Source organism: Streptococcus sp. k-163, from assembly GCF_013277555.1.
In the GTDB taxonomy this organism is placed as follows: Bacteria; Bacillota; Bacilli; order Lactobacillales; family Streptococcaceae; genus Streptococcus.
On record NZ_VMND01000025.1, the window covers coordinates 1 to 16362 of the forward strand.

Consider the following 16362-nt stretch of genomic DNA (forward strand, 5'->3'; position numbering starts at 1 on the left):
CCTGTGAGATATGGAAGTCGCTTAGCTCTAGGGAGTTTAGCTCAGCTGGGAGAGCATCTGCCTTACAAGCAGAGGGTCAGCGGTTCGATCCCGTTAACTCCCATTTTAGCGGGTGTAGTTTAGTGGTAAAACTACAGCCTTCCAAGCTGTTGTCGCGAGTTCGATTCTCGTCACCCGCTTTGAACTTTGTTCTTTGTACCAAGTTTTTAACTTGGGCGCGTAGCTCAGGTGGTTAGAGCGCACGCCTGATAAGCGTGAGGTCGGTGGTTCGAGTCCACTCGTGCCCATAGTGTTTAGTCCATTTATCTTTTCATTAAGAGGACACGGGATTGTTCCCGTATAAACTATTTTGGAGGATTACCCAAGTCCGGCTGAAGGGAACGGTCTTGAAAACCGTCAGGCGTGTAAAAGCGTGCGTGGGTTCGAATCCCACATCCTCCTTTTTTATTAACGCGGGATGGAGCAGCTCGGTAGCTCGTCGGGCTCATAACCCGAAGGTCGTAGGTTCAAATCCTGCTCCCGCAATAAGGCTCGGTAGCTCAGTTGGTAGAGCAATGGATTGAAGCTCCATGTGTCGGCGGTTCGATTCCGTCTCGCGCCATTTATATATTTTGGAAGGGTAGCGAAGAGGCTAAACGCGGCGGACTGTAAATCCGCTCCTTCGGGTTCGGGGGTTCGAATCCCTCCCCTTCCATTTTACGGGCATAGTTTAAAGGTAGAACTAAGGTCTCCAAAACCTTCAGTGTGGGTTCAATTCCTACTGCCCGTGTTAATAGAATTATGGCGGGTGTGGTGAAGTGGTTAACACACCAGATTGTGGCTCTGGCATGCGTGGGTTCGATCCCCATCACTCGCCTATTTTATATTATTGGGGTATAGCCAAGCGGTAAGGCAAGGGACTTTGACTCCCTCATGCGTTGGTTCGAATCCAGCTACCCCAGTTACTATTTGCCGGCGTGGCGGAATTGGCAGACGCGCTGGACTCAAAATCCAGTGTCCGCAAGGACGTGCCGGTTCGACCCCGGCCGCCGGTATAGTATAGAAATAGGAACGTAGTTAATCTTCGTTCCTTTTTTGTATTATTTTATGGTATAATAATAGTTATTCAAATTTTATTTAGATTAAGAAAGTGTAGGATAGTATGTCTCGTTCTATCGATTTATTAAAACATCGGTATTTGAAAAATATTAAAGAAAATCCTGAATTGTTTGTCGGAATTGAGTTGGAGTATCCTGTTGCAAATTTAGAAGGTGATACTACAGATATTGAAATTATCAAACACTTATTCCGATATTTAGTTTCTGCTTTGGATTTCACTGTAGAAAAGGTAGATGATTTTGGATGTCCTATTCAGTTAGTGGATCCAGTAAGTCAGGATGCTATTTTATTTGAAGTTTCCTATACTACGATTGAGTTTGCATTTGGCAAGGCTGAAACGATTCAAGAGGTTGAAGAACGTTTTAGTATTTATATGGAAGCAATCCAGAAGAAGTTAGCTGAATCAAATCATGCTATTGTTGGCTGTGGTATTCATCCCAACTGGGATAAAAATGAGAATTGTCCAGTGGCTTACCCACGGTATCGCATGTTGATGGACTATTTGAATTTGAGTAGAAATGTGACTAAATCAGAGTTGCATCATTTCCCTGAATATGGTGCTTTTATCTGTGGGAGTCAGGTTCAGCTTGATGTTTCAAAATCTAACTACTTACGGGTGATTAATGCTTTTACTCAAATTGAAGGGGCTAAGGCTTATTTATTTGCCAATTCTGAGTTTACAGGGGCGGATTGGGATACGAAAATTTCAAGGGATATTTTCTGGGAAGAATCGATGCATGGTATCTATCCAGAAAATGTCGGAGTCAATGCTAGGCTCTTTAAAGATGAGGATGATTTTTTTGATTATCTAGATCATTCTGCAATTTTTACTGCGGAACGTAATGGACAAACATATTATTTTTATCCGATTCAGGCCAGGGACTATTTGCCTACATCTGAAATCCAAGCATATGCTCTGAATGGGGATAAGATTCTTATTTACCCTCAAGAGAAGGATTTTGAAACTCATCGTAGTTATCAGTACCAAGACTTAACGACTCGCGGAACGGTTGAGTTTCGTAGTGTGTGTACTCAACCTCTTGATAGAACCTTCGCTTCAGCAGCTTTTCACTTGGGATTATTGGTTAATTTAGATAAGTTAGAAGCTTACTTAGGAACAGAACCTTTCTTTAAAGAATCTGGGCGAAATTATAAGTTTTTAAGACGACAATTTTCTAAGAAAAAGCTTACAGAACAGGAAGAAACTGCGATTATAGAGTTTTCCAAAGACTTACTCCTGCTAGCTGAGGAAGGACTGGAGATGAGAAATAAGCAAGAAATGACCTACTTACAGCCTTTGAAAGAAGAATTGAATCTATAATTTCTCTTATAAAGGGAGAATTTTCTGAAAAATCATGATATAATGGTAGAGACTATAGATAAAGGATAGAGAGTAATGACATTAGTTTATCAATCAACGCGTGATGCGAAAAATACAGTAACTGCTAGCCAAGCTATTTTGCAAGGTTTGGCGACGGATGGTGGTTTATTTACACCGGTTACTTATCCAAAGGTAGATTTGGACTTTGACAAATTAAAAGATGCTTCTTATCAGGAAGTTGCTAAGTTAGTTTTGTCAGCATTTTTAGATGACTTTACAGCTGAGGAGTTGGACTACTGTATCAACAATGCCTATGATAGCAAGTTTGATACTCCAGCTATAGCACCATTAGTGAAATTAGACGGGCAATATAACTTGGAACTTTTTCATGGTTCAACAATTGCTTTTAAGGATATGGCCTTGTCTATTTTGCCATACTTTATGACAACAGCTGCTAAGAAACATGGCTTGGAGAACAAAATCGTCATTTTGACAGCGACATCTGGTGATACTGGGAAAGCTGCTATGGCAGGATTTGCGGATGTACCTGGTACTGAGATTATCGTCTTTTATCCAAAGGATGGTGTCAGCAAGGTTCAAGAGTTGCAAATGACCACTCAGACTGGCGACAATACTCATGTTATCGCTATTGATGGTAACTTTGACGATGCGCAAACAAATGTGAAGCATATGTTTAACGATGTGGCTCTTCGTGAAAGATTAGCGGTCAACAAGTTGCAATTTTCATCAGCTAACTCTATGAATATTGGCCGTTTGGTGCCACAAATTGTCTACTATGTTTATGCCTACGCTCAGCTTGTTAAAACTGGTGAGATTGTGGCTGGTGATAAGGTCAACTTTACCGTACCAACAGGAAACTTTGGAAATATCTTGGCTGCCTTTTATGCCAAACAAATCGGTCTTCCAGTTGGTAAATTGATCTGTGCTTCAAATGACAACAATGTTTTGACAGACTTCTTCAAGACACGTGTTTACGATAAGAAACGTGAGTTTAAGGTGACAACTAGTCCATCTATGGATATTTTGGTATCTTCAAACTTGGAGCGTTTGATTTTCCATCTTTTGGGTAATGATGCGGTTAAAACAGCTGAACTCATGAATGCCTTGAATAGCCAAGGTCAATATGAGTTGACAGACTTTGATGCAGAGGTTCTTAACCTCTTTGCAGCTGAATATGCGACTGAGGAAGAAACAGCGGCAGAAATCAAGCGTGTTTATGAGTCAGATTCTTATATCGAGGATCCACATACGGCGGTTGCCTCAGCAGTTTATAAGAAATACCAAGCTTCTACTGGAGATGTAACTAAGACAGTGATTGCTTCAACAGCTAGTCCATACAAGTTCCCAGTGGTTGCAGTAGAAGCGGTAACAGGAAAAGCAGGCTTAACTGACTTTGAAGCCTTGGCTCAATTACATGAAATCTCAGGAGTGGCAGTGCCGCCAGCAGTTGACGGGCTTGAAACAGCTCCTGTTCGTCACAAGACAACAGTGGCAGCTGCTGATATGCAAGCAGCAGTTGAGGATTATCTAGGACTTTAAGACAGAAGGAGTAAACTCGGTTGGGAAGCCAACTGAGTTTCTTTTCATCAGGAGGACGGATTGTTTAAGAAAAATAAAGACATTCTTAATATTGCCTTGCCAGCTATGGGCGAAAACTTTTTGCAGATGCTCATGGGGATGGTGGATAGTTATCTGGTTGCTCACTTGGGCTTGATAGCTATTTCGGGTGTATCAGTAGCTGGCAATATTATCACGATTTATCAGGCGATTTTCATCGCTCTGGGAGCTGCTATTTCCAGTGTTATTTCAAAGAGTTTAGGGGAGAAGAATCAGTCTAAGCTAGCCTACCATGTGACTGAGACGTTGAAAATTACTTTACTATTAAGTTTCCTTCTGGGATCTTTGTCCATCTTCGCTGGGCAAGAGATGATAGGACTTTTGGGGACGGAGAGAGATGTAGCTGAGAGTGGTGGACTCTACCTATCTTTGGTAGGCGGATCGATTGTTCTCTTAGGTTTAATGACTAGTCTGGGAGCCTTGATTCGTGCAACGCATAATCCACGTCTGCCTCTCTATGTTAGTTTTTTATCCAATGCCTTGAATATTCTTTTTTCAAGTCTAGCTATTTTTGTTCTGGATATGGGGATAGCTGGTGTTGCTTGGGGGACAATTCTATCTCGTTTGGTTGGTCTTGTGATTTTGTGGTCGCAATTAAATCTACCTTTTGAGAAACCGACTTTTGGTTTAGATAAGGAACTATTGACATTAGCTTTGCCAGCAGCTGGAGAGCGGCTCATGATGCGGGCTGGAGATGTCGTGATCATTGCCTTGGTCGTTTCTTTTGGAACGGAGGCAGTGGCTGGAAATGCAATCGGAGAAGTCTTGACCCAGTTTAACTACATGCCTGCCTTTGGCGTTGCTACGGCAACGGTCATGCTGGTAGCTCGAGCAGTTGGAGAGGATAATTGGGAAAGAGTAGCTAGTTTGAGCAAGCAAACCTTTTGGCTTTCTCTGCTTCTCATGTTGCCCTTGACGCTTAGTGTCTATGCCTTGGGCATACCACTGACTCATCTCTATACGACTGATTCTCTAGCGGTGGAGGCTAGTGTGCTAGTGACACTTTTTTCACTACTTGGTACTCCTATGACGATAGGAACAGTTATCTATACAGCAGTATGGCAGGGTTTGGGCAATGCTCGGCTTCCCTTTTATGCGACAAGTATAGGAATGTGGTGTATCCGCATTGGAACAGGATATCTGATGGGGCTTGTTTTTGGTTGGGGCTTGCCTGGTATTTGGGCCGGAACCCTTTTGGATAATGGTTTTCGCTGGTTATTTCTACGCTACCGTTACCAGCGTTATATTAGATTGAAAGGATAGGAAATGCAAAAAACAGCTTTTATTTGGGATTTAGATGGGACTTTATTGGACTCTTACGAAGCGATTTTGTCAGGGATTGAGGAAACTTTTGCTCAGTTTTCTATTCCTTATGATAAGGAGCAGGTGAGAGAGTTTATCCTCAAGTTTTCTGTGCAAGATTTACTGGAGCAGGTGGCAGAAGAGCGAACTTTGGATGCGGAAGTACTAAATCAAGTGCGTGCCCAGAGTCTTGCTGAGAAGAATGCTCAAGTAGTCTTGATGCCAGGTGCGCGTGAAGTGTTGTCTTGGGCAGACCAAGTAGGGATTCAACAGTTTGTTTACACTCATAAGGGAGATAATGCTTTTACTATTCTAAGAGACTTGGGTTTGGAATCCTATTTTAAAGAGATTTTAACCAGTCAGAGTTTCTTTGCGCGTAAGCCAAGTCCAGAAGCGGCTAACTATCTGTTAGACAAGTATCAGTTGGATCCTGACAATACTTATTATATAGGGGATCGGACTCTGGATGTGGAATTTGCCCAGAATAGTGGGATTCAAAGTATCAACTTTTTAGAGTCGACTTATGAAGGAAATCATAGGATTCAAGCGTTAGCAGATATTTTCCGTTTTTTTAAGGCTGAGCGATAAAAAGATTGTGTCAGTTTTGTGACAGAGACCTAACAAACTATTTCAAGTAACCGAGTTTGTTACAAGGAATAGACAGTTCTGTTAAATAGGCCCGAGAGGTCTTTTTTTCTGCATTTTTTGTGTTATGATAGACAGGTACTCATTTGAAAGGAATTTGAAAGAATGAAGAAAAGAATATTATTAGCCTCAACAGTAGCCTTGTCATTTGCCCCAGTATTGGCAACTCAAGCAGAAGAACTTCTTTGGACTGCACGTAGTGTTGAGCAAATTCAAAATGATTTGACTAAAACGGACAACAAAACTAGCTATACCGTTCAATATGGTGATACCTTGAGCACCATTGCAGAAGCCTTGGGTGTAGATGTCACAGTTCTTGCGAATTTGAATAAAATCACGAATATGGACTTGATTTTCCCAGAAACTGTTTTGAAAACGACTGTCAATGAAGCAGAAGAGGTAACGGAAGTTGAAATCCAAACTCCTCAAGCAGACTCTAGTGAAGAAGTGACAACTGCGACAGCAGATTTGACAACCAATCAAGTGACGGTTGATGATCAAACTGTTCAGGTTGCAGACCTTTCTCAACCGATTGCAGAAGCTCCAAAAGCGGTAGAAACTACAAGTACAAAAGAAGTAGCATCAAGTTCAGAAGTTACAGAGACAGTGACTGCTTCAGAAGAAGTCGCGCCATCTACAGGAAATTCTGTTTCAGAGAAGCAAACAGCCGAAACAAGCAATGCAGTTGCAGAAGCAGCTCCTCAGGCAACGACTCCAGCTGAGAAAGAGGAAACACAAGCAAGCCCTCAGGCTGAGTTAACAGTGGAAACAACTACAACTCCAGTAGAAGAAAAAGCAATAGAAACAACTGCAACAAGTTTAGAAGAAGTAAAAGAAGTAGCATCAAGTGAAGCTACACCAGCAGTTTCTACTTATCAACCAGAAGAGGTGAAAACAGTTTCAACAACTTACGCGGCTCCAGCTGCGCCCGATTATGCTGGACTGGCAGTAGCGAAATCTGAAAATGCTGGCCTTCAACCACAAACAGCTGCCTTTAAAGAAGAAATTGCTAACTTGTTTGGCATTACATCCTTTAGTGGTTACCGTCCAGGAGATAGTGGAGATCACGGAAAAGGTTTGGCTATCGATTTTATGGTACCAGAAGGCTCAGAACTAGGGGATAAGATTGCGGAATACGCTATTCAAAACATGGCCAGCCGTGGAATTAGTTACATTATTTGGAAACAACGTTTCTATGCTCCATTCGATAGTAAATATGGACCAGCTAATACTTGGAACCCAATGCCAGACCGTGGTAGCGTGACAGAAAATCACTATGACCACGTTCACGTTTCAATGAATGGATAAATCAGACTTTGTAATATCATTTTGACGAATGAGATCTAGCTTTCGTGATAGAGAGCGATTCTCGTTCGTTTTTTTCTTTGTCATACTCTTCGAAAATCTCTTCAAACCACGTCAGTTTTATCTGCAACCTCAAAGCTGTGCTTTGAGCAACCTACGGATAGCTTCCTAGTTTGCTCTTTAACTTTCATTGAGTATCAATATGAATGGAAAATGGGAAGTTACCATTTTGCAATGATTGAAGCATGATTCTTGCAATTTATTTTACTTTGCATTATGATTGACTAATCAACTATTGATGAGTCAATCGAAAGGAAGAAGACATGATAGAGATTCAAGATTTACTGTATCAACTCCGCTTGTCTGAGCAAGCGAGTACTCAATTGTTTGAAAAAAGGCTTGGGATTAGTTTGACACGGTATCAGATTTTACTGTTTTTACTGGAGAATTCTCCCTGTAATCAAATAGCGGTTCAGGAGCGTTTGAAGATTGATCAGGCTGCTTTGACTCGACATTTCAAAATTCTGGAAAAGGAAGGTTTGGTGGAGCGTCATCGTAATCCTGAAAATCAGCGGGAAGTGTTGGTAGAGGCTACGAAGTATGCCAAGGAGCAGTTAGTGGTGAATCCACCTTTGCAGCATATCAAGGTTAAGCAAGCGATGAAAAGTATCTTAACAGAGTCTGAAATAACAGAACTCAACCGTTTATTAAATAAATTGGTTTTGGGTATTGAAAATATAGAAATTTAAGGAGAAATAGATGTCAATTATTACAATCATTTTAGCAACGATCGTTGCTTTGGAGCATTTTTACATTTTTTATTTGGAAAGTGTTGCAACGCAATCAGAAGCGACTAGTCGTGTCTTTAACATGGACAAGGAAGAATTGGCTCGTCCGTCAGTAAGTTCACTGTTCAAAAATCAAGGGATTTATAATGGTCTGCTAGGAGTTTTTCTCTTGTATGGTATTTATTTCTCACAGAATTTAGAAATTGTGACTATTTTTGTTTTATTTGTGATTGGGGCGGCGGCTTACGGCTCTTTCACAGCAGATAAGAAAATTATTTTGAAGCAAGGTGGACCAGCTATTTTAGCCTTGATTAGTATTTTACTCTTTAAATAAATTTGAAAGGCGGTACTAGTCTTGCTAGTCCTTTTCACTCTAGAATAAGGGAAATATGTTATACTTGTTTTATTGTCGGAAAAAGAGTTTCATGGAATTGGTTGTAAGGAGTTAGAAATGAAAGTATTAGTGACTGGTTTTGAGCCCTTTGGAGGGGAAAAGGTCAATCCAGCTTTGGAGGCCATTAAAGGTTTACCAACTGAAATCCATGGTGCGGAGGTCCGTTGGTTAGAAGTGCCAACAGTCTTTCACAAATCGGCCCAAGTATTGGAAGAAGAGATGAATCGTTATCGACCTGACTTTGTCCTTTGTATTGGGCAAGCAGGTGGAAGATCTAGCTTGACGCCTGAACGAGTAGCTATTAATCAAGACGATGCACGCATCCCAGATAATGAAGGTAATCAACCGATTGACCTTCCCATTCGCCAAGATGGTGCTTCGGCCTACTTTAGCAGTTTGCCGATTAAAGCGATGGTCCAAGCTATAAAAATGGTGGGCTTGCCGGCCTCTATTTCCAATACGGCAGGGACTTTTGTCTGCAATCATTTGATGTATCAGGCCCTCTATTTGGCAGAAAAGAAATTTCCACATGTTAAGGCAGGTTTTATGCATATTCCTTATATGATGGAACAGGTGGTGAATCGACCGACTACTCCAGCTATGAGTTTAGTGGATATTAGGCGAGGGATAGAAGCAGCAATCGGCGCCATTATAGAACATGGAGATCAGGACCTCAAGTTGGTAGGCGGAGAAACTCATTGATAGAAAAAAGCTTGAGGGAAAACCTTCAAGCTTTTGGACGTTTTCGAGCTAGTACTGCTCGGTAGAAAATTATTTTATTGATTTGAATATAGGGAAGAAGTGAAAAACTAGCAATCCCAAAAGTAATCCAATTGAGGAAATACCAAGGAAGGAGTTGTAAGTCTAGAACAAAGCGCTGAAATTTGTAGCCTTTCATCAGAAAACGGCTGGTTTTAAGTATTTGCCCTGGTTTAGCTTGGCTCAAGTCTAGGGTGTCACAGAGGAGAAATTCTACCTGCGAATAGGCATAGTACTGTGGAATATAGAGACTGTTTCCTATAATCATCAAGAAAATACTTGCTAGAAAGTAAAGACCAAAGGTCATGAGGAAGCGCTCGGTTTCAATTGACGTGAGATCCAGATTAGGAAATTCAGGATGGATTGCAACGAATTTCTTTGCTAGAAAGCTACTGTAAAAGAGGAAGTAAATCCCGAGTAAACTAGGAATGCTCCATAAGAAAAGATAGAAGCGTTTGAGAAGGAGAGTCAAAAAGGTTTGTGAAAAGTGTGCTTCGTTAAAGAGAGTGAGACTATTTTTGACAGATAGTTCTGTATCAGGATTTTTGATGAGTTTCAGGGTTGTATAGACTGAACTGGTTAGGAGAATCGTCCCGATAAAGGAGACTAATAGTGGGAAAAGGTAGGCTTGGGATACATGGCCAAACACGCTTAAAAAGGGTTCTTCTAAAATAGCTTCGTTGATACGCTCTAAGGGATTGAGGAAGCCAGACAAGATGACCAGTATGCTAGGTAAGAGATAGACAAGAAAGAGGCGGGGATTTTCAGCTTGAAATTGTCTAGCCTGCAGACGAATGGTTTTTAAATCAATTTTTGGGTATTTCATTCTCTCATTATACCATAGTTCGTGACAGTTCCAGCTTTTTTTGATAAAATCATACAGTATGCCCTTGGGCACAAAGTATGAACTGGGACTGTTTTTCCCAGCTTCGGAGGTAGAAAATGTCAGATTCACCAATCAAATACCGTTTGATTAAGAAAGAAAAACACACAGGAGCTCGTCTGGGAGAAATCATCACTCCCCACGGTACATTTCCGACACCTATGTTTATGCCAGTTGGGACTCAAGCTACTGTCAAAACTCAGTCACCTGAAGAATTGAAGGAGATGGGTTCGGGAATTATCCTATCAAACACCTATCATCTCTGGCTTCGCCCTGGGGATGAACTAATTGCACGCGCTGGTGGTCTCCACAAGTTCATGAATTGGGACCAACCTATTTTGACAGATAGTGGTGGTTTTCAGGTTTATTCCTTAGCAGATAGCCGTAATATCACAGAAGAAGGAGTAACCTTTAAAAATCATCTTAATGGTTCTAAGATGTTCCTATCACCAGAAAAGGCCATCTCTATTCAGAACAATCTAGGTTCAGATATCATGATGTCTTTTGACGAATGTCCTCAGTTTTATCAACCTTACGACTACGTTAAGAAATCAATCGAGCGTACCAGTCGTTGGGCTGAGCGTGGTTTGAAGGCTCACCGTCGTCCGCATGATCAAGGGTTATTTGGGATTGTGCAGGGGGCAGGATTTGAAGATCTTCGCCGCCAATCGGCTCATGACCTTGTCAGCATGGATTTCCCAGGCTACTCTATCGGTGGTTTGGCAGTGGGAGAAACCCACGAAGAGATGAATGCGGTCTTGGACTTTACAACCCAACTGCTGCCTGAAAATAAACCTCGCTATTTGATGGGTGTGGGAGCGCCAGATAGCTTGATTGATGGGGTGATTCGTGGGGTGGATATGTTTGACTGTGTCTTGCCGACTCGTATCGCTCGTAACGGGACTTGTATGACCAGTCAGGGACGTTTGGTTGTCAAAAACGCCCAGTTTGCTGAGGACTTTACGCCACTGGATCCTGAATGTGATTGCTACACATGTAAGAACTATACACGCGCTTACCTTCGTCACCTGCTCAAGGCTGATGAAACCTTTGGTATCCGCTTGACTAGCTACCATAACCTTTACTTCTTGCTTAACCTGATGAAGCAAGTGCGACAAGCCATTATGGATGACAATCTTTTAGAATTCCGTGAGTATTTTGTGGAAAAATATGGCTATAATAAATCAGGACGTAATTTCTAAAATGGAATTGATATAAGCTAAAAATCCTAAGTTTTCTCTTAGGATTTTTCTTCTTTTTTTGATAGAATAAAGTGTACAATGAAAGGAAGAATAAACTCGTATGCGCATTAAATGGTTTTCCTTGATTAGGATTACAGGTTTACTATTGGTACTCTTGTATCATTTCTTTCAGACCATCTTTCCTGGAGGTTTTTTCGGGGTAGATGTCTTTTTCACGTTTTCAGGCTTCCTGATTACGGCTCTACTCATCGAAGAATTTTCTAAGAATCACGAGATTGACTTGATTGGATTTTTTAGGAGACGCTTTTATCGGATTGTTCCACCTGTGGTTTTGATGGTCTTGGTAACCATGCCCTTTACTTTCTTAGTTCGACAAGATTATGTTGCTGGAATTGGTGGTCAGATTGCGGGAGTCTTAGGCTTTATGACCAACTTCTATGAACTCCTAACAGGTGGGAGCTATGAATCTCAGTTCATTCCACATTTGTTTGTTCATAATTGGAGCTTGGCTGTTGAGGTTCACTACTATATCCTCTGGGGATTGGCAGTTTGGTTCTTATCTAAACAGTCCAGATCAAATGGTCAGTTGAGAGGAATGGTCTTTCTCTTATCTGCTGCTGCCTTCTTGATCAGCTTCTTCTCCATGTTTATTGGTAGTTTTCTAGTAACCTCTTATTCCTCTGTTTACTTCTCCAGTTTAACTCATGTCTATCCATTCTTTTTGGGAAGTGTGTTAGCAACGATTGTAGGCGTTCGTCAGACGACTTCCCTCGTCAAACAGTTGGATAAAATCTGGGATTTACGCAAGACCCTTTTAGTTTTGGGAGGAGGTTTTGGCTTCTTACTCATTTTGACCTTCTTTGTCAAATTTACCTATCTCTTTGCTTATCTATTTGGATTCTTAATGGCCAGTTTAGCAGCCATGGCTATGATTCTGGCGGCGCGTGTCTTACATGAAAAGACACATCATATACAGGAACCGAAGATTATCAGCTTCTTAGCGGATACTAGCTATGCAGTTTATCTCTTCCATTGGCCTTTCTATATCATTTTTTCACAGTTGACATCAAATCTTCTTGCTGTGTTATTAACTTTGATTTTTTCTTATGGATTTGCCAGTCTTTCATTTTATGTATTGGAACCTTGGATTGCAGGCAAGAACACACCTATTTTACAAACCCTTCGTCCCCTGCCTTATATTCACACAATTCTTGCAACAAGTACAGGAATCTTGACCATCATTGTCTGCACGGTGACCTTGTTGGCTCCACAAGTTGGAGCTTTTGAGACAGATTTAACTGTCAATGGCTTGAAGCAAGCTGCGACAAATATTGGCCAGACCAAGGTAATGGCAGAGCGGGCAGATGCAAATAGTTTGGGAATTGCTGATGGCACTATGTTAATTGGTGACTCGGTGGCTCTAAGGGCCAATACAGCTCTGCAGACAGCTCTTCCTGGAGCACAGATTAACGCGCAGGTCAGCAGAACAACCAAGACCGCCAATGAAATCATGCTAAATAATAGCCAGAATAAATTTTTACCTAAGATGGTGGTCATTGCAACAGGGGTAAATAATCCTGAAAATTACAAGGAAGATTGGGATAGTATCGTGAAAAATCTTCCTAAGGGACACCATATGATTTTGGTGACACCTTATGAAGGAGATAAAACAAAAGAGACCTATGCAATCGTTGAGAAGGCTGCTACCTACATGAGAGAATTGGCAGAGAAGACACCTTATATCACAGTTGCTGATTGGAATCAAGTTGCGAAAGAGCATCCAGAAATTTGGACTGGAACAGACCAAGTCCATTTTGGAAGTGACAATAGCAAAATTGAAGCAGGAGCAAAATTGTATGCAGATACCATTGCTACAGCCTTGCAAACAGCTCAAGACAAACCAGTCAAATCAAAATAACTTGTATTAAAAAGAGAAGAGTTGGAGAAATCCAGCTCTTTTAAAATATCTCTAGAAAATAGGTCTATACCATTTACAAATGAATCAGAAAGGTTTATAATGTAATTGACATAATAAATATCAAAAGTAATCTTTTAAGGAGGTCATTATTATGCCTAATTACGTTAAAGCGGATCAGTTTTTCTATCCATTTGGCATTCGTCGCGGTGGGTACTTAGAACTTGTTGATGGCAAATTTGGGAAACATGTGGATCAAATTCCTGAAGGAGCAGAGGTTCTTGACTATACTGGTTATAGCATTGCACCAGGTCTTGTGGATACTCATATTCATGGATATGCAGGTGTAGATGTGATGGACAACAACATTGAAGGTACATTGCATACTATGAGTGAAGGACTTCTTAGTACCGGTGTTACCAGTTTCTTGCCCACAACTTTAACAGCCACTTATGAGCAATTGCTTGCAGTCACTGAAAATCTTGGAAACCATTATAAAGAAGCAACGGGTGCTAAGATTCGTGGGATTTATTATGAAGGTCCATATTTCACAGAAACTTTTAAGGGGGCACAAAATCCAACTTATATGAGAGACCCGGGTGTTGAGGAGTTTCATTCTTGGCAGGATGCTGCAAAAGGGATGCTAAATAAAATCGCTATTGCACCAGAACGTGATGGGGTGGAAGATTTTGTACGTACTATTACAGGTGAAGGTGTGACAGTTGCACTTGGACACTCAGATGCGACATTTGAACAAGCTAAGAAGGCAGTTGATGCTGGAGCTAGTGTATGGGTACATGCCTATAATGGGATGCGTGGTTTAACACACCGCGAACTAGGTATGGTAGGAGCTATGTATGAGCTCCCACATACTTACGCAGAATTGATTTGTGATGGTTATCACGTAGATCCAAAAGCTTGTGAGATTTTACTTAAGCAAAAGGGGACAGAAAACATCGCTCTTATTACGGACTGTATGACAGCTGGTGGGCTTGAAGACGGTGACTATATGTTGGGAGAATTCCCTGTTGTAGTAGCAAATGGAACTGCACGCCTCAAATCGACAGGTAACTTGGCAGGTTCTATCCTCAAACTTAAAGATGGTATGAGAAATGTAGTCGAGTGGGGTATTGCAAATCCACACGAAGCGGTCATGATGGCTAGCCTTAACCCAGCAAAATCTGTTCACATTGATGATGTTTGTGGTCAAATCCGTGAAGGCTACGACGCTGACTTTATCGTGCTAGATAAAGATTTGGAATTGGTAGCAACCTATCTAGATGGTGTGAAACGTTATCAAGCATAAGAGAGAAAGCAGAAGTTAGAGATTAGTTTCTGCTTTTTTATCTATATTACTTTACCAGTAAATAAAAAAGTTAAAAAAATCACAAAAAAGCTTGAGCAAACAAATGAAAAGGTTTACAATTGTATTATAAATAATACAAATAAAAAAACGGAGGAGTGCTTTATGAAAGCCTATACTTATGTTAAACCAGGACTTGCTTCTTTTGTTGACGTTGACAAACCAGTGATTCGTAAGCCAACAGACGCTATTGTGCGTATCGTAAAAATCACTATTTGTGGAACAGACCTCCATATTATCAAAGGGGATGTTCCTGCTTGCCAAAGCGGTACCATTCTTGGTCACGAAGGGATTGGGATTGTGGAAGAAGTTGGAGAAGGAGTTTCTAACTTCAAAAAAGGCGACAAGGTCTTGATTTCTTGTGTCTGTGCCTGTGGTAAATGCTACTACTGTAAAAAAGGAATTTATGCTCACTGTGAAGACGAAGGGGGCTGGATTTTTGGTCACTTGATTGATGGTATGCAGGCTGAATATCTACGTGTCCCTCATGCAGATAATACTCTTTACCACACTCCAGAAGACTTGTCAGATGAAGCCTTGGTTATGCTATCAGACATTCTGCCTACTGGATATGAAATTGGTGTCTTAAAAGGGAAAGTAGAACCTGGTTGTAGTGTAGCCATTATTGGTTCAGGACCTGTTGGATTGGCTGCTCTATTGACAGCTCAATTCTATTCACCAGCTAAATTGATTATGGTAGACCTAGACGATAACCGCTTGGAAACTGCTGTATCATTTGGTGCGACTCACAAGATTAATTCTTCAGACCCTGAAAAAGCGATTAAAGAAATTTATGATTTGACAGATGGTCGTGGTGTAGATGTTGCTATCGAAGCTGTTGGTATTCCTGCAACATTTGATTTCTGTCAAAAGATTATCGGTGTAGACGGAACGGTTGCCAACTGTGGTGTACATGGTAAACCAGTCGAATTCGATTTAGATAAACTTTGGATTCGCAACATCAATGTAACAACTGGTTTGGTATCTACAAATACAACTCCACAATTGTTGAAAGCACTTGAAAGTCATAAGATTGAGCCAGAAAAATTGGTAACTCATTATTTCAAACTAAGTGAAATTGAAAAAGCCTATGAAGTTTTCAGTAAAGCGGCAGACCACCATGCAATTAAGGTAATCATCGAAAACGATATTTCAGAAGCTTAAGTAGTAAAAACATTTTGGAACATAAGCAAATAGAAATTCAGTCATCATAAGATGGCTGGATTTTTTATCAAAAATTTAAGAAATGAGCATATTTCTTTTCTTGTTTAATGGAATTAGTTATAATATACGATACAAAGGAATTGAATGAATATGTATCGTGTTATAGAAATGTATGGAGATTTTGAACCCTGGTGGTTCTTAGAAGGTTGGGAAGAAGATATTGTAGCTAGTAAGAAATTTGACCAGTATTATGATGCTCTCAAATACTACAAAACTTGCTGGTTTAAATTAGAACAAGAATCCCCTCTTTATAAAAGCAGAAGTGACTTGATGACCATTTTTTGGGATCCAGAAGACCAACGCTGGTGTGATGAATGTGATGAATATTTACAACAATACCATTCTTTGGCTCTTTTACAGGATGAGCAGGTTATTCCAGATGAAAAACTACGCCCAGGCTATGAAAAACAAACAGGTAAGGAAAGGCACCGTTCTTGCCGTATGAAATTAAAATAGAAAAAAAGTAACTTTTTTGGAGTTGCTTTTTTTATTTTCCCAAATCTTTGCGAATAGTATAGGTGAGGA

The 16362-nt window shown here is 40.7% G+C and carries 14 protein-coding genes and 11 tRNA genes; 24 read left to right on the forward strand and 1 reads right to left on the reverse strand.

The window, feature by feature from the left end:
• Positions 1-30 precede the first annotated feature (30 nt).
• The 19 genes from HT731_RS08850 to pcp all read left to right on the forward strand — a co-directional run bounded on the left by HT731_RS08850 (position 31) and on the right by pcp (position 9193).
• Positions 31-103 (forward strand) — tRNA-Val (locus HT731_RS08850).
• A gap of 5 nt (positions 104-108) precedes the next feature.
• Positions 109-179: transfer RNA gene (locus HT731_RS08855), tRNA-Gly, on the forward strand.
• A gap of 34 nt (positions 180-213) precedes the next feature.
• Positions 214-287: transfer RNA gene (locus HT731_RS08860), tRNA-Ile, on the forward strand.
• 64 nt (positions 288-351) lie between these two features.
• Positions 352-441, forward strand: a tRNA-Ser gene (locus HT731_RS08865).
• 10 nt (positions 442-451) lie between these two features.
• Positions 452-525: transfer RNA gene (locus HT731_RS08870), tRNA-Met, on the forward strand.
• Positions 526-528: 3 nt separating this feature from the next.
• A tRNA-Phe gene (locus HT731_RS08875) sits at positions 529-601 on the forward strand.
• A 12-nt stretch (positions 602-613) separates the two neighbouring features.
• Positions 614-694: transfer RNA gene (locus tag HT731_RS08880), tRNA-Tyr, on the forward strand.
• 4 nt (positions 695-698) lie between these two features.
• Positions 699-769 (forward strand) — tRNA-Trp (locus HT731_RS08885).
• 14 nt (positions 770-783) lie between these two features.
• Positions 784-856 (forward strand) — tRNA-His (locus tag HT731_RS08890).
• A 13-nt stretch (positions 857-869) separates the two neighbouring features.
• Positions 870-941 (forward strand) — tRNA-Gln (locus HT731_RS08895).
• Positions 942-950: 9 nt separating this feature from the next.
• A tRNA-Leu gene (locus HT731_RS08900) sits at positions 951-1034 on the forward strand.
• 107 nt (positions 1035-1141) lie between these two features.
• The gene (locus HT731_RS08905; protein ID WP_173278597.1) at positions 1142-2419 is read left to right on the forward strand and encodes a gamma-glutamylcysteine synthetase; all 1278 of its coding nucleotides are present in this window, start codon (positions 1142-1144) and stop codon (positions 2417-2419) included.
• Positions 2420-2494: 75 nt separating this feature from the next.
• The gene (thrC, locus tag HT731_RS08910) at positions 2495-3979 is read left to right on the forward strand and encodes a threonine synthase (protein WP_173278599.1); all 1485 of its coding nucleotides are present in this window, start codon (positions 2495-2497) and stop codon (positions 3977-3979) included.
• Between the two features lie 60 nt (positions 3980-4039).
• Positions 4040-5320 (forward strand): MATE family efflux transporter, encoded by a 1281-nt coding sequence (locus tag HT731_RS08915; protein WP_173278601.1) that lies wholly within the window; start codon positions 4040-4042, stop codon positions 5318-5320.
• A gap of 3 nt (positions 5321-5323) precedes the next feature.
• Positions 5324-5947 (forward strand): HAD family hydrolase, encoded by a 624-nt coding sequence (locus tag HT731_RS08920; protein WP_173278603.1) that lies wholly within the window; start codon positions 5324-5326, stop codon positions 5945-5947.
• A gap of 162 nt (positions 5948-6109) precedes the next feature.
• Positions 6110-7312 (forward strand): LysM domain-containing protein, encoded by a 1203-nt coding sequence (locus tag HT731_RS08925; RefSeq protein WP_173278605.1) that lies wholly within the window; start codon positions 6110-6112, stop codon positions 7310-7312.
• Between the two features lie 320 nt (positions 7313-7632).
• Positions 7633-8058 (forward strand): MarR family winged helix-turn-helix transcriptional regulator, encoded by a 426-nt coding sequence (locus tag HT731_RS08930; RefSeq protein WP_173278607.1) that lies wholly within the window; start codon positions 7633-7635, stop codon positions 8056-8058.
• 10 nt (positions 8059-8068) lie between these two features.
• Positions 8069-8431, forward strand: a complete 363-nt coding sequence (locus HT731_RS08935) for a DUF1304 domain-containing protein (protein ID WP_173278609.1) — start codon at positions 8069-8071, stop codon at positions 8429-8431.
• Between the two features lie 117 nt (positions 8432-8548).
• The gene (pcp, locus tag HT731_RS08940) at positions 8549-9193 is read left to right on the forward strand and encodes a pyroglutamyl-peptidase I (RefSeq protein ID WP_173278611.1); all 645 of its coding nucleotides are present in this window, start codon (positions 8549-8551) and stop codon (positions 9191-9193) included.
• 25 nt (positions 9194-9218) lie between these two features.
• Here pcp and HT731_RS08945 read toward each other — a convergent pair whose 3' ends face one another.
• Complete coding sequence (locus tag HT731_RS08945; RefSeq protein WP_173278613.1) at positions 9219-10076, reverse strand: DUF975 family protein; 858 nt, start codon at positions 10074-10076, stop codon at positions 9219-9221.
• 116 nt (positions 10077-10192) lie between these two features.
• Between HT731_RS08945 and tgt the strand changes: the two genes are divergently transcribed.
• The 5 genes from tgt (at position 10193) to HT731_RS08970 (ending at position 16293) form a co-directional block, all read left to right on the forward strand.
• Positions 10193-11335 carry a tRNA guanosine(34) transglycosylase Tgt gene (tgt, locus tag HT731_RS08950; RefSeq protein WP_001285237.1) on the forward strand — a complete coding sequence of 381 codons (1143 nt, stop codon included), beginning with the start codon at positions 10193-10195 and terminating at the stop codon, positions 11333-11335.
• A gap of 100 nt (positions 11336-11435) precedes the next feature.
• Entirely contained in the window at positions 11436-13253 is a 1818-nt protein-coding gene (locus tag HT731_RS08955; protein WP_173278615.1) for an acyltransferase family protein, read from the forward strand.
• A gap of 151 nt (positions 13254-13404) precedes the next feature.
• Positions 13405-14556 (forward strand): N-acetylglucosamine-6-phosphate deacetylase, encoded by a 1152-nt coding sequence (gene nagA / locus HT731_RS08960; protein WP_001134549.1) that lies wholly within the window; start codon positions 13405-13407, stop codon positions 14554-14556.
• A 162-nt stretch (positions 14557-14718) separates the two neighbouring features.
• Positions 14719-15777: a zinc-dependent alcohol dehydrogenase family protein gene (locus tag HT731_RS08965; RefSeq protein ID WP_173278617.1), complete on the forward strand. Its 1059-nt coding sequence runs from the start codon at positions 14719-14721 to the stop codon at positions 15775-15777.
• A gap of 150 nt (positions 15778-15927) precedes the next feature.
• Positions 15928-16293 (forward strand): DUF1033 family protein, encoded by a 366-nt coding sequence (locus tag HT731_RS08970; RefSeq protein WP_045606653.1) that lies wholly within the window; start codon positions 15928-15930, stop codon positions 16291-16293.
• The last annotated feature ends 69 nt before the right edge of the window (positions 16294-16362 follow it).

Excerpts from the sequence above, each read along its gene's own strand:
- HT731_RS08905 (WP_173278597.1), top strand. The coding sequence starts at position 1,142 with ATGTCTCGTTCTATCGATTTATTAAAACATCGGTATTTGAAAAATATT.
- thrC (WP_173278599.1), top strand. The coding sequence starts at position 2,495 with ATGACATTAGTTTATCAATCAACGCGTGATGCGAAAAATACAGTAACT.
- HT731_RS08920 (WP_173278603.1), top strand. The coding sequence starts at position 5,324 with ATGCAAAAAACAGCTTTTATTTGGGATTTAGATGGGACTTTATTGGAC.
- HT731_RS08925 (WP_173278605.1), top strand. The coding sequence starts at position 6,110 with ATGAAGAAAAGAATATTATTAGCCTCAACAGTAGCCTTGTCATTTGCC.
- HT731_RS08930 (WP_173278607.1), top strand. The coding sequence starts at position 7,633 with ATGATAGAGATTCAAGATTTACTGTATCAACTCCGCTTGTCTGAGCAA.
- HT731_RS08935 (WP_173278609.1), top strand. The coding sequence starts at position 8,069 with ATGTCAATTATTACAATCATTTTAGCAACGATCGTTGCTTTGGAGCAT.
- pcp (WP_173278611.1), top strand. The coding sequence starts at position 8,549 with ATGAAAGTATTAGTGACTGGTTTTGAGCCCTTTGGAGGGGAAAAGGTC.
- HT731_RS08945 (WP_173278613.1), bottom strand. The coding sequence starts at position 10,076 with ATGAAATACCCAAAAATTGATTTAAAAACCATTCGTCTGCAGGCTAGA.
- tgt (WP_001285237.1), top strand. The coding sequence starts at position 10,193 with ATGTCAGATTCACCAATCAAATACCGTTTGATTAAGAAAGAAAAACAC.
- HT731_RS08955 (WP_173278615.1), top strand. The coding sequence starts at position 11,436 with ATGCGCATTAAATGGTTTTCCTTGATTAGGATTACAGGTTTACTATTG.
- nagA (WP_001134549.1), top strand. The coding sequence starts at position 13,405 with ATGCCTAATTACGTTAAAGCGGATCAGTTTTTCTATCCATTTGGCATT.
- HT731_RS08965 (WP_173278617.1), top strand. The coding sequence starts at position 14,719 with ATGAAAGCCTATACTTATGTTAAACCAGGACTTGCTTCTTTTGTTGAC.
- HT731_RS08970 (WP_045606653.1), top strand. The coding sequence starts at position 15,928 with ATGTATCGTGTTATAGAAATGTATGGAGATTTTGAACCCTGGTGGTTC.